This window comes from Candidatus Binatia bacterium, assembly GCA_036563615.1.
Classification (GTDB): Bacteria; Desulfobacterota; Binatia; order UBA12015; family UBA12015; genus DATCMB01.
The window spans coordinates 44,736-57,464 of record DATCMB010000016.1; the positions used below are offsets into that span (position 1 = coordinate 44,736).

9 protein-coding genes are annotated in these 12,729 nt (G+C 70.8%); 3 read left to right on the forward strand and 6 right to left on the reverse strand.

The window, feature by feature from the left end:
- Nucleotides 1-14: 14 nt before the first annotated feature.
- The 3 genes from lon to VIS07_13030 all read right to left on the reverse strand — a co-directional run bounded on the left by lon (nucleotide 15) and on the right by VIS07_13030 (nucleotide 4,245).
- Nucleotides 15-2,297: an endopeptidase La gene (gene lon / locus VIS07_13020; GenBank protein ID HEY8516425.1), complete on the reverse strand. Its 2,283-nt coding sequence runs from the start codon at nucleotides 2,295-2,297 to the stop codon at nucleotides 15-17.
- A gap of 104 nt (nucleotides 2,298-2,401) precedes the next feature.
- On the reverse strand, nucleotides 2,402-3,061 hold the full coding sequence (gene queE, locus VIS07_13025) for a 7-carboxy-7-deazaguanine synthase (protein HEY8516426.1): 660 nt from the start codon (nucleotides 3,059-3,061) through the stop codon (nucleotides 2,402-2,404).
- A gap of 104 nt (nucleotides 3,062-3,165) precedes the next feature.
- A complete protein-coding gene (locus tag VIS07_13030; protein ID HEY8516427.1) occupies nucleotides 3,166-4,245 on the reverse strand; it encodes an AraC family transcriptional regulator in 1,080 nt (359 codons plus the stop codon).
- 99 nt (nucleotides 4,246-4,344) lie between these two features.
- On the opposite strand from VIS07_13030, the gene VIS07_13035 reads away from it, so the two are divergent.
- Nucleotides 4,345-5,883, forward strand: coding sequence for an NAD(P)/FAD-dependent oxidoreductase (locus VIS07_13035; protein HEY8516428.1), 1,539 nt, complete (start codon nucleotides 4,345-4,347; stop codon nucleotides 5,881-5,883).
- A gap of 42 nt (nucleotides 5,884-5,925) precedes the next feature.
- Here VIS07_13035 and VIS07_13040 read toward each other — a convergent pair whose 3' ends face one another.
- Nucleotides 5,926-6,684, reverse strand: coding sequence for a sterol desaturase family protein (locus VIS07_13040; GenBank protein ID HEY8516429.1), 759 nt, complete (start codon nucleotides 6,682-6,684; stop codon nucleotides 5,926-5,928).
- 140 nt (nucleotides 6,685-6,824) lie between these two features.
- Between VIS07_13040 and VIS07_13045 the strand changes: the two genes are divergently transcribed.
- A complete protein-coding gene (locus VIS07_13045; GenBank protein HEY8516430.1) occupies nucleotides 6,825-8,306 on the forward strand; it encodes a hypothetical protein in 1,482 nt (493 codons plus the stop codon).
- Here the strand turns inward: VIS07_13045 and VIS07_13050 are convergent.
- Nucleotides 8,287-10,005 carry a M28 family peptidase gene (locus VIS07_13050; GenBank protein ID HEY8516431.1) on the reverse strand — a complete coding sequence of 573 codons (1,719 nt, stop codon included), beginning with the start codon at nucleotides 10,003-10,005 and terminating at the stop codon, nucleotides 8,287-8,289. The genes VIS07_13045 and VIS07_13050 overlap by 20 nt on opposite strands.
- Nucleotides 9,998-11,506, reverse strand: a complete 1,509-nt coding sequence (locus VIS07_13055) for an aldehyde dehydrogenase family protein (protein HEY8516432.1) — start codon at nucleotides 11,504-11,506, stop codon at nucleotides 9,998-10,000. Before VIS07_13055 ends, VIS07_13050 begins: the two co-directional genes overlap by 8 nt.
- 158 nt (nucleotides 11,507-11,664) lie before the next feature.
- Here VIS07_13055 and VIS07_13060 point away from each other — a divergent pair, with 158 nt between their 5' ends.
- Nucleotides 11,665-12,714 (forward strand): acyltransferase family protein, encoded by a 1,050-nt coding sequence (locus VIS07_13060; protein ID HEY8516433.1) that lies wholly within the window; start codon nucleotides 11,665-11,667, stop codon nucleotides 12,712-12,714.
- The last annotated feature ends 15 nt before the right edge of the window (nucleotides 12,715-12,729 follow it).

Here is a 12,729-nt window from a genome sequence, read left to right on the forward strand (position 1 = left end):
CGGCTGCTGTCGGCTCAGGCCGCGAGCGCGTGGCCGTGCGGCTCGAGCGCGATCGCCAGCACCTCCTCGACCGAGTTCACCGGGTGGAACCGCATCACGTCGCGCACCTCCCGCGGCACCTCCTCGAGGTCCGCCTCGTTGCGCGCCGGCAGGATGACGTCGGTGAGCCCCGCCGCGTGCGCCGCGAGCACCTTCTGCTTCACGCCGCCGATCGGCAGGACGCGCCCCTGCAGCGTCACCTCGCCGGTCATCCCGACCGTGTGCTTGACCGGACGCCCGGTGAGCAGCGAGACGACCGCCGTGACGATCGTCACGCCCGCGCTCGGGCCGTCCTTCGGTGTCGCACCGGCCGGCACGTGGATGTGGAACTCCTTCTTGTGGAAGGCCTGCCGGTCGATACCGAGCTCACCCGCGTGGCTGCGCACGTAGCTGAGCGCGATCTGCGCCGACTCCTTCATGACGTCGCCGAGCTGACCCGTGAGCACCAGGCCCTCGTTGCCCGGCATGGCCGCGGCCTCGACGAACAGGACGTCGCCGCCCGTGCCCGTCACCGCGAGACCCGTCGCCACGCCCGGAACGGCGGTACGGCTCGCCGACTCCTGGAAGAACTTCTGCCGGCCGAGCGCCTCGCGCACCGCGGCCTCGTCGATCACGATCGGCGGCGTCGCCTCGCCCGACGCGATGCGCGTCGCCGCCTTGCGCAGCAGCGTGCCGAGCTCGCGCTCGAGCTGACGCACACCGGCCTCGCGCGTGTACTCGTTCACGACCAGACGCAGCGTGTCGTCGTCGATCGAGACCTCTTCCGGCCGCAGACCGTTGCGCTCGATCTGCCGCGGCCACAGGTAGCCGCGCGCGATCGCAACCTTCTCGGCGACCGTGTAGCCGTCGAAGCGGATCACCTCCATGCGGTCGAGCAGCGGACCGGGGATGGTGTCCGCGACGTTGGCCGTCGCGATGAACAGCACGTGCGACAGGTCGAGCTCGACGTCGAGGTAGTGATCGCGGAACGCGTGGTTCTGCGCCGGGTCGAGCACCTCGAGCAGCGCCGCCGACGGATCACCGCGCCAATCCGCGCCGATCTTGTCGACCTCGTCGAGCATGATCACGGGGTTCATCGTCCCCGCGTCACGCAGCGCGCGCACGAGCCGGCCCGGCATCGCACCGATGTAGGTGCGCCGGTGGCCGCGGATCTCCGCCTCGTCGCGCACGCCGCCGAGCGACATGCGGACGAACTTGCGACCCGTCGCCCGCGCGATCGACTCGCCGATCGACGTCTTGCCGGTGCCCGGAGGGCCGATCAGCGTCAGGATGACGCCCGAGCGCTTGTCGTCGGGCACACCACGCTCCGCGCGGAGCTTGCGCACCGCGAGGTACTCGGTGATGCGCTTCTTGACGTCGTCGAGACCCGCGTGGTCCTCGTCGAGCACCTTGCGCGCGTAGACCGGATCGAGCCGCTCCTCGGAGCGCTTCGACCACGGCACCGCGACGAGCCAGTCGAGGTAGGTGCGGATCATCGAGCTCTCGGGGCTGGTCTCGCCCATGCGCTCGAGGCGACCGAGCTCGCGCAGGGCCTGCTCGCGCACGGCCTCCGGCATCCCGGCCTCGTCGATCTTCTTGCGGTACTCGTCGACCACCGAGCCGGTGTCCTCGCCGAGCTCCTTGCGGATCGCCTCCATCTGCTTGCGCAGCAGGTACTCGCGCTGCTGCTTCTGCGCGCCGGACTCGACGTCCTCGCGGATGCGCTTGCGCAGCTGCAGGTCGGCGAGACGCTCACGCTGCAGACGCAGGGCGAGCTCGAGCCGCTGGACGACGTCGAGCGTCTCGAGCAGCTCGACCTTCTGCGCGAAGGTCAGGTCGGGCGAGTAGCCCGAGGTGTCCGCGAGCGGACCGGGCTGCGTGATGGCGCGCAGGAACGCACGGATGCGGTCGTCCGCGCCGCGCAGGTCGAGGATCTCCTCGACGACGGCCCGGTACTCGCGCTCGAGCGCCTGGGTCTTCGCCGGCGGCGGAACCTCGTCCGGGTGCGGCGTCACCTCGACCTCGAGGTAGCCCTGGGCGGTCGTCGTGGCGCGCCCCGGGATGCCGCGGTGGAGACCCGACAGCACGACGGCGGTGCCGCCGCCCGGCAGGCGCAGCCGGTCGGCAATCTCCGCCACGGTGCCTACCTTGGCGTGCTGATTGTCGTGCTTCGGGACCAGGAGGACCCGAGTCGCGTCGCCGACGTCGATCGGCAGGGTCACCGTCATCCCTGGGAAGACGACGGTGTCCTCGAGGGCGATCAGGCGCATCTTTTCCATGCGTCCGAAGGTAAGGCCGCTTTGCGGGATGTCGAGGTTTCGGGCGCCGCGACGTCTCCCGCGGGGTCGCCCGGTCCCGCGGGAGCGCCCGGCGGCCGTGCGGGCTACGGGATGCCGAGCAGCTTGTGCGTCTGCAGGCTGAGCCGCCAGCGCGGGTGCCGTCGGCAGTACTCGAGCGCCCGCGCCGTGTTCTCGCGGACGTCGGGGCCGTCGAGGGGCTGCAGGTAGAAGACCTCGAAGTCGAGGTCGGCGACGCTCTCCGGCGTGACCTCGTGCGGGTAGACCAGCTTGAGCTCGCTGCCCCGCGTCACGACGAGCGTGGAGCCGGGCTTCGGGCTCACCGTGAGCCAGTCGATCCCGGGCGGCGGCTCGATCGTGCCGTTGGTCTCGACCGCGACCTCGAAGCCCGCCCGATGACACGCCGCGACGACGCTCTCGTCGAGCTGGAGGAGCGGCTCCCCACCCGTGAAGACCACGTACGGCCGCGCCGCGCGGCCGCCGCCGGCGTCGGCGTCGCCCGCGCCTTGGCGCCAGCACTCGGCGATCGCCGCCGCGAGCTCGTCCGCGGTCGCGAAGCGCCCGCCGCCGGGTCCGTCGATGCCCACGAAGTCGGTGTCGCAGAACCAGCATGCCGCCTCGGAGCGATCCGCCTCGCGCCCCGACCACAGGTTGCAGCCCGCGAAGCGACAGAAGACGGCCGCCCGGCCGGTGCGCGCTCCCTCGCCCTGGAGCGTGTAGTAAATCTCCTTCACCGCGTAGGCCACGTTCGCGTCCCGTCCGGCAGACGGAGGTTTAGATCGCGGTCGGCGGCGCTGCCACGCGCCCTTCGCTCGCGCCGCCGGACGCGAGCCACGCCGGGGCAAGAGCGTCAGTCGCGCCGCGCCTCGTGCTCGTGGACCTGCGCGTCGCGCCCGTGGAGCTGCGCCTCGCGCTCGTGGTTCGGCGCCTCGCGGTCGCGGTACAGCCCCGGCGGCACGCCCTTCCAGCGCTTGAACGCGTGCACGAAGCTCGACGCTTCCGCGTAGCCCAATCGCTCCGCGACCTCCTCGACCGTCATGCGGTGGGTCAGCATCTCCTCGGCGAGCGTCTCGCGGACCTCGTCGAGCAGACGGCGGAACGACGTCCCCTCCGCCGCGAGGCGTCGGCGCAGCGTCCGCGGCGCCATGCCGAGCTCCGCGGCGACGCCTTCCATGTCGTTGCCGCGCGAGGGCCGCAGCAGGTACTGGCGCACGCGCTCGGAGACGTGGCTGCGCGCGCGTCGCCGGGTCAGCAGCTCCTGGCACTGCTCCTCGCAGAAGCGCGCCGTGCGCTCGTTCGCCTGCGGGAGCGGCTGGTCGGCCCAGTTCGGGGCGATGGTGATCGAGTTCTCGGGCTCACCGAACGACACCGGCCCCGGGAAGAGCTCCGAAAAGCGCTCCGCGTAGCGCGGGCGCGGGAAGCGGAAGGTGACGCGCTGCAGCGGCACCGGACGCTGGAACAGGTCGCGCTGCACGGCGACCGAGGCAGCGGCGTCGCGCTCGAGCAGGAACTGCCGGCAATCCTCGGGGATGCTCGAGTCGTCGAGCACGACGCGCAGGTCGCGCGTCGACCTGTCGGTGCGGAAGCGGACGAAGGCGAAGGTCAGGTCGAGGTAGCGGATGCCGAACTCGCTGGCGCTGCGCAGCGTCCGGCTGCTGAGCAGCGCGTAGCCCCAGATGCCGTACGCGGTCAGCCGGTAGCGGCTGCCGGCCTCGAGCCCGATGCCGGGGACGTGGCCGAGGTGGCGCACCAGGTTGCGCACGACGGCCAGCTCCTGCGCCGGCTCGATCTCGGCGTCCGGGTCGTCGAGGCTGTCGACGCGGATCCCCGAGCCGCGCAGGCACGCGGCGGGAGACACCCCGTGCTCACCGGCGAGCCTGACGAGCAGCTGCACGCTGCCGATCCCGCGTCGCACCTCCCACGGTTGCATGTTTCGCTCCCTGTGGCCGAAAATATCAAAAAGGTGGCCGACGCCGCCATTCCGCCGCGCGCCGCACGCGCATAGGCTCGGGGCCTCGGGAGGGTGACGATGCTCGACACGAAGCGAACGCCGCGAATCGCGATCATCGGTTCAGGGTTTTCGGGCCTCTGCCTCGGGATCCAGCTCAAGCAGGCGGGGATCGACAGCTTCACGATCTACGAGAAGTCGAACCGCCTCGGCGGCACCTGGCGCGACAACACCTACCCGGGCGCCTGCTGCGACGTGCCCGCCTTCGCCTACTGCTTCTCGTTCGAGCAGAAGACCGACTGGTCGCGGAAGTGGGCGCCGCACGACGAGATCCTCGCCTACATGGAGCACTGCGCGACCAAGTACGACGTCAAGCGCCACATTCGCTTCGAGACCGAGATCGCGGACGCGAGCTTCGACGAGTCGCGCGGCGTGTGGAAGCTCCGCACCAAGTCCGGCGAGGCGATCGAGGCCGAGGTGCTGGTCAGCGGCGTCGGACAGCTCAACCGCCCGTACATCCCCGACATCCCCGGGCTCGACCGCTTCCGCGGCGAGAAGTTCCATTCGGCGCGCTGGAACCACGCCTACGACCTCACCGGCAAGCGCGTCGGCGTGATCGGCAACGCGGCGAGCGCGATCCAGTTCATCCCGCAGATCGCCCCCAAGGTCGAGCATCTGACGATCTTCCAGCGCAGCGCGAACTGGATGCTGCCGCGCGGCGACCGCCCGTACACCGAGCGCGAGAAGTGGATCTTCGAGAACGTGCCGTTCGCGGCGAAGCTCTACCGCTGGTGGATCTGGGCGCTGCTCGAGCTGCGCTTCCCGCTGTTCATCGGCAACACCTTCTTCGCCAACGCAACGCGCAAGGTCGCGCTCAAGAACATCGAGGACAACATCCGCGACCCCGAGCTGCGCAAGAAGCTCGTCCCCGACTACCCGATCGGCGGCAAGCGCATCCTGGTGTCGGACGACTACTACCCGACGCTCAACCGGCAGAACGTCGAGCTCGTCACCTCGGGCATCGATCACGTCGAGGAGGACGGCGTCGTCACCGTCGACGGCCGCAAGCACCCGCTCGACGTGCTGATCCTCGCGACCGGCTTCCTGTCGACCGACTTCCTCGCGCCGATGCAGATCGAGGGTCTGAAGGGTCGCTCGCTCGAGGCCGAGTGGAAGGACGGCGCCCGCGCCTACCGCGGCATCACGCACGCCGGCTTCCCGAACTTCTTCATGATGTACGGCCCGAACACGAACCTCGGGCACAACTCGATCATCTTCATGATCGAGTGCCAGACCAACTACATCGTGCAGGCGATCAAGCAGCTCATGGAGCGCGACCTCGCCTGGCTCGACCTCGATGAGCGCGCCATGGAGGAGTACAACCGCAACATCCAGGCGGAGCTCGAGCGCACGGTGTGGGCCGCAACGCCGCGGAGCTGGTACAAGACCGCGGCCGGCCGGATCACCAACAACTGGTCGGGCAGCACGATCCGCTACTGGTGGACGACGCGCCGCTTCGACGCCGAGAAGTACCACGCGAAGGCGCGCGCCGCGCTCGCCGCGCCGAGCCAGCCGAGCCAGTCGGAGCCGACGCGCCCCGCGGCGTCCGCGGCCGCCTGACGAGCGACGGTGCTCGTCGCGCCACGCGCCGAGCACCGTCACCTATCGATCGCGCCCGTCGCCCCGCCGAGGATCGCGCCGCCCGCTCGCGGCGGCGCGGTCCTCGCGCCACGTCGTCCCAAAGAGCCAGTCGCCGAGCGGCAGGACGAAGTTGAAGTTCCAGTGCTTCATCAGCGCCAGGTCGTGGTGGATGCGGTGGTGTCGGGTGACCGCGGCGATGGCGCGTCCAATGGGCGTCGGCCGCGTGGGGACGTGCGCGAGCGCGTGCACCACCTCGTAGAGCCCGTAGTAGACGATCACCGCGAGCACGAGGAGCCAGGCCACGCGCGGGCTTGCGAGCCACCACAGCAGCGCCGCGAAGGGCAGGATCGTCGCGACCAGCAGCGGCAGCGCCCAGGGCGGGAAGAGCACCCAGCGCAGGTCGTCGAGGCGGTCGATCCACATCCGCTCGGCGGTGAAGAAGACGTGATGCTCGTGCACGTGGCGGTGGTAGACGGCGCGCGGGAAGCTCTTGCGGTGCAGCGACCAGCGGTGCGCCGCGTACTCGGCGAGCACGATCCAGAGCAGGATCAGCGCGAGCGCGACGAGGTCGGAGCCGCGCAGCGGGCCGAGCGCCGCGAGCGCGACCGCGATGCCGCCGGCGGCGAAGGCAGCGATGAGCGCGACGTGCGCCGCCCAGTGGTACCGGGCCTGCGTCGTGGCACGCAGCCGCGCCCGCGCGGCCTCGGTCGGGTCGCGCTTGGCGGCGGCTACGCCGTCGATGGCCGAGGCCGCACGCGAGGTCGTGCGCTGGATCGCCATGCCCGACCGATGAGCACTCCTGGCCGGAGCGCGCAAGCAGCGCGCACGGCATCCGCCTGACGCCGGGTCAAGCTCGCCGCCCCGAACGCCGATGACCCAGCACCGGACGCGATGCGTGCGTCCGCCTGAGGAGGTGCGGCGTGTCGCGTTCGATGGCGTTCTCGATGGTGCTCGCGTCACTGCTCGCCGCGGCGTGCAGCGACGGCGGCAACGACGCGCAGCCGCGCCCGGGCGAGGTGGCGTTCTCGCCGTCGGTCGTGCGGCTCGACAACCCGCGCACGAAGGGCACGACCTCGTCGCCGCAGGCCTTCAGCATCGACGTCGTCGCGTACGACGCGGCCGGAGGCGTGATCGAGCCCAGCGCGGACAATCCTTTGCTTGTCGAGGTGCACGGCGCACCGCCGGGCGCGATCACGCCGCAGTCGGTCGCCCTGACCTCGGGGTCCACCGTGCAGTTCGCGTACGACGGCAGCTACTTCCCGAACCCGATCACGCTGACCGCCTCGATCGACCACGCGACGACGAGCTCCACCGCGCGCGTCGCGCAGGCCACGAGCGCCGCCAAGTCGCTCGGGCGCTCGCAGATCCTCCATGCGAACCCGATCGACTGCACGTACGGAACGACGAGCTACACGCTGCCGCTCCTCTGCAGGAACGGCGGTTCGTCCGCCGACTGCGTCGACGAGACCATGCAGGATGGCCTCGTCATCGAGGCCGCGGTCGGCACGGGCGTTCCGTTCAAGAGCTTCGTCATCGACACCGGCTCGCTCGGCGTGATGGTGCCCCTCTCGGACCTCGGCGAGGGCGCGATGGGGCCCGGGGCGCCGGGCGTCAAGTTCTACGACAGCAGCGGCCGCACTTACGCAGGCAACTACTACCTCGCTCCGGTGCAGTTTCGCCTCGCGGACGGCACGATCGTCAGCACGCCGGCGATCAAGGTGCTCGCGATCACCGACGCGTACTGCGCGAAGGGCTACCCGCAGTGCGAGGCCGACCCGCCGACGCCGACGCTGCGCTACCTGGGCGTCGGCTTCGACCGTGCCCCCACGGCGGAGGACGACGGCCTCGACCTGCCCGCGGACAATCCCTTCCTGCAAGTCGCGGCCGGCGACCCGCCGAGCGACGTGAGCCCGGGCTACGTGCTGACCACGACCTCGGTCACCGTCGGCATCACGTCGACCGCGGGCTTCGACACCGTGGCTCTGTCACCGAGCACCACGATCGCCGGCGACTGGGACTCGGCGCCTGGCTGCTTCGCCTTTCCGAATCTCGCGCAGCCGAACCAGTTCTGCGGCCACCTGCTGCTCGACGTCGGCATCCGCGACATGTTCCTCGCGCTCGAGAAGTCGCAGCGCCCCGCCGCCGCGGTCGACCATGCGACCAGCCTGCCGACCGTCCCGAACGGGACGCACATGCAGATCGTCGCCGGCTCGCCGGACGCGCCCGCGGCGTCCTACGAGTACGTGCTGTCCCCACAGCCGAGCGGCCCCGCGCCCACGGTGGCGACGTGGATCGAGTCGTCGAACACGTTCGTCAACACCGGACGCCGTCCGCTGCTCGCGTTCGACTACCTGTACGACGCGCGCTGCGGGAACGTCGGCTTCAGGGCGAAGACGAGCTGACGCGGCACGGGCGACGCGGCGCGAACTCGTCGCCCGGCAGCCAGCACGGCGGCGACGGATCGTTCGCGACGAGCAGACCCGCGACGAACGCGAGGCGCACGTCCTCGATCATGCCGGAGAGGTCCCACGCCGGATCGTAGTCGTCGCTCGGCTGGTGGTAGTGGTCCTGCTCCCACGCCTCGTACTGCACGCGTCCCCATCCCGGCGGCCGGTCGACGAAGTCGATCCCCGGCCGCAAGAACAGCGCGGGCACGCCGGCGCGCGCGAAGCTGAACTGGTCCGAGCGGTAGAAGAGACCGCGGTCGGGGAACGGGTCGCCGCCGATCGTGCGCCCCTGGCATGCGGCCGCGCGGGCGACCGCCTGATCGAGCGTCGACTTGCCGAGGCCGATCACGCCCACGTCGCGCGTGCGCCCGAATGGATTGCCGCCGTCGATGTTGAAGCTCGCGACCACGCGTTCGAGCGGCACCGGCGGATCGGCGACGAAGGCTTCGGCGCCGAGCAAGCCCTGCTCCTCCGCGCCGGTCGCGACGAACAGCACCGAGCGCCGCGGCGGCTCGGGTAGCGCGGCGAACGCGCGCGCGATCGCGAGCAGCTGCGCGGCGCCGGCCGCGTTGTCGAGCGCGCCGTTGTGGATCTGCTCGCGGCCGTCGGCGTCGCGCGTCGTGCCGAGGTGATCGTGGTGCGCCGTGTAGACGACGTACTCGTCGCGCAGCGCCGGATCGCTGCCGCGCAGCACGCCGACGACGTTCGCGGTCTCGTAGCGCCGCACCTCGCTCGACAGCGCGAGCGACGTCGTCACGCCGAGCGGCACCGGCGCGAAGTCGCGCGAGCGCGCCGCGCGGACGAGCTCGTCGAGATCACGTCCGCCGAGCGCGACCACGCGCCGCGCCGCGTCCTCCTGCAGCCACGCCTCGACTGCGAGCCCGCGCCCTTCGGCCGCGCTCGCGAGACGCGAGCTCTCGCCGCGCCACGACGCCTGCACCGTCTGCCACGGGTAGCCCGCGGACTGCGTCGTGTGGAGGATGATCGCGCCGGCCGCGCCCTGGCGCGCGGCGCTCTCGTACTTGTACGTCCAGCGGCCGTAGTAGAGCCGCCGCTCGCCGGCGAAGAGCTCCGGATCCCAGTCGGGATCGTCGTTCAAGATCAGCAGGACCTTGCCGCGCAGATCGGCGCCCTTGAAGTCGTCCCAGCCGTACTCCGGCGCCTCGATGCCGTAGCCGACGAAGACCAGCTCGGCGTCGTCGAGCGACACGCGCTCGCGCGCCGCACCGCTCACGACGACGTAGTCGGACTCGCCGTCGAGCACGACGCGTCGTCCGCCGGCGCGGAACGTCCAGCTCTTCGGCGCGCGCGTCGTGACGCCGAGCAGCTCGACCGGCTGCTCGTAGCCGCCGTCCGGCAGCGCGGGTGCGACGCCGAGGAGCTGCAGAGTGGTCGAGATGTAGAGTCGAGCGAGCACGTCGCCGCGCGTGCCCGGTCCGCGACCTTCGAGCGCGTCGTCGGCGAGAAAGCGGATCGGCGCGCGCAGCACGCCGTCCGTGACCGCCTGCTCGGCGCGCGCGACGGCCTCGCCGCCGCAGTCCTGAGAAACCGCCGCGCGGCTCCTCGCGAGCGGCGCGCACCCCGCCAGCGCGGCGGCGACGAGGCACGCGCCCAAACCCGCGACGAGCCGCGCCGCGCGCACGGAGCTACGCAAAGAGGTCGAGCGTGTAGTCGTTGAGGTCGACCGCGACGCTCTTGGTGCGCGTCAAGTACTGGACCATCGCAGTGCCGTTCTCGCGCCCGTAGCCCGACATCTTGTAGCCGCCGAACGGGCAGCTCGTCTCGATGCGGTGGTAGGTGTTGATCCACACCGAGCCCGCCTTGAGACGCCGCGCGAGCTTGTGCGCGCGCTTGATGTCGTTGGTCTGGATGCCGGCGGCGAGGCCGTAGACGATGTCGTTCGCCTTGCGCAGCACGTCCTCCTCGCTCGAGAACTTGAGCACGCAGGCGACCGGGCCGAAGATCTCCTCCTGCGCGATGCGCATCTTGTTGTCGACGTCGACGAACACCGTCGGCTCGAAGTAGTAGCCGCGCGCGAGCGCGGGATCGGACGGCTTCTTGCCGCCGCAGAGCAGCTTCGCGCCCTCGCTCTTGCCGATCTCGACGTAGCGCGAGACGCGCTCGAACTGCTCCTTCGACACCAGCGGTCCGAGCTGCGTCGCCGGATCGAACGGATCGCCGATGCGGATCTTCTTCGCGCGCTCGACGAGCTTCTCGACGAACGGGTCGTAGATCTTCTCGTGCACGAAGATGCGCGAGCCCGACGTACAGACCTGACCGCAGTTCGTGTAGATGCCGAAGATCGCGTTCGCGACCGCGCGGTCGATGTCGACGTCGTCGAAGATGATGTGCGGCGACTTGCCGCCGAGCTCGAGCGTCACGAGCTTGAGATTGACGATGGCGTTGCGCGCGACCTCCTGACCGGTCGTGGTCTCGCCGGTGAACGCGATCTTGTCGACGTCCGGATGGGCCGCGAGCGCGGCGCCGGCGGTGGGGCCGAAGCCGGGCACGACGTTGAAGAGGCCGTCGGGCGCGCCGGCGTCGACGAAGCAGCGCGCGAGCTCGAGCGCCGACATCGGCGTCAGCTCCGCGGGCTTCAGCACCACCGTGTTGCCGCAGGCGATCGCGGGCGCGGTCTTCCACGCCGCCATGATCAGCGGGCCGTTCCACGGCGTGATGCCGCCCACCACGCCGAGCGGCTCGCGCAGCACGTAGTTCAGCGACTCGCCGGGCATCATCGACGGGACGACCTCGCCCTGGATCTTGGTCGCCATCCCCGCCCAGTACTCGAACACCTCGACGGCCTGCATCGCGGTGCCCATGGTCCAGAGCGTCGGACCGCCCATGTCGAGCGTCTCGAGCTGGGCGATCTCCGTGAGACGCTCCTGCAGGCGCGCCGCGACGCGCAGCAAGAGCTTGCCGCGCTCGGCGACCGGCATCTGCGACCAGACGTTTTCGTAGCAGGCGCGCGCCGCGACGACGGCGCGGTCGATGTCGGCCGCGTCGCCCTCGGCGACCTCGCACACCACCTCGCCGTTCGCGGGGTTGGTCGAGGTGAAGGTCCGTCCCGAGGCGGCGGGAACGAACTTGCCGTCGATGAACAGGTCGTACCGGCGGACGTCGGACCCGTCCGAGGCTGCGAGCTGCGTCGTCATGGCGTGCTCCTCCGTCTGCGGCTGCGGCGCGAGCGCCGGACGATCGTCCGGAAATGTAGCGCCCGCTATCCGCGCCCACGGCTAGCAGGATCGCATGCGCGCTCCAAGCGGGTCGCGCGGGCTTGTCCGTCGCGAGACCGTTCCGCTAGCTCTGCTGCGTGACCGCGTCGCCCGCCACGCAGCGCCTCGCCTCGATCGACATGGTGAAGGGCCTGGCGATCATCGGCGTGACCTTCATCCACTCGACGGTCCTCGGCCAGGACTCGCTGTGGATGACGCTGCTCGTCGTGCACTCGGTGCCGGTGTTTCTCGTGCTCTTCGGGATGAACTCCGAGTCGTGGTTCCGGCGCCACACGGGTGAGCGGCGCACCCTCGAGTGGTGGGAGCGCGGCGTCAAGCGCATCCTCATTCCGGCCTGGGCGACGCTCGCGGTGTGGTGGGTGATGGTGCTGGTCCTGAAGCCGGCGATCGTGCGCGTCACGCCGAGCCTGCCGCTCTACCACCTGATCGGCTACATGAAGCAAGTCGGGATGGGCTGGTTCGTGACCGTCGTCCTGCAGCTCGTCCTGCTCTTCCCGCTCTTCCACTGGCTCGCACGCCGGGCGGGGATCGCGGTCGTGCTCGCGCTCGGGCTCGCGGCGACGCTGGTGACGCTCTTCTACGTGCAGACGATCCGCGGCTCGCTCGGGCTGAGCGGCTGGATGGTGCTGTCGCCGCGCTTCTTCGCGCACGTCGCGTTCGGCATGCTGCTCGCGCCCTACGCCGGACGCCTCGGTCGGCGCGCGGTGATCGCCGCGCTCGTCGCCTACGTCGTCCTCGCGCTCGTGCAGGAGAAGGTGCTGCTCGCGGCGTGGTGGCGGTTCGCGAACCGCCTGCTCGAGCTGCCGCTCACCGTCCTGCTGCTCGCGGCGATGGCGCGCCTCGCGTCCGTCGACGTGCTGCGCACGAGCCTCTCGTGGCTCGGCCAGCACTCGTTCGGGCTCTACCTGGGCCAGCTCCTGACCCACAACGGCTTCCTATTCGCGTTCGGCGGCGAGTGCACGATCTTCGGCTGCCAGGGCGGCGTCTTCGAGCGCTTCGACCTGTGGGTCTACACGGGGATCCTCGCCGCGGGATCGCTCTTCTTCCTCGCCCTCGGCCACGCGGCGCTGCGGCTCGCGGAGTCGCTGCGCACCAACGGCGTGCCGCTGCCCGACCTGTCGACCTGAGACGCCAGTCCTGAT

Excerpts from the sequence above, each read along its gene's own strand:
- VIS07_13040 (HEY8516429.1), bottom strand. The coding sequence starts at position 6,684 with ATGGCGATCCAGCGCACGACCTCGCGTGCGGCCTCGGCCATCGACGGC.
- VIS07_13055 (HEY8516432.1), bottom strand. The coding sequence starts at position 11,506 with ATGACGACGCAGCTCGCAGCCTCGGACGGGTCCGACGTCCGCCGGTAC.
- VIS07_13030 (HEY8516427.1), bottom strand. The coding sequence starts at position 4,245 with ATGCAACCGTGGGAGGTGCGACGCGGGATCGGCAGCGTGCAGCTGCTC.
- VIS07_13035 (HEY8516428.1), top strand. The coding sequence starts at position 4,345 with ATGCTCGACACGAAGCGAACGCCGCGAATCGCGATCATCGGTTCAGGG.
- lon (HEY8516425.1), bottom strand. The coding sequence starts at position 2,297 with ATGGAAAAGATGCGCCTGATCGCCCTCGAGGACACCGTCGTCTTCCCA.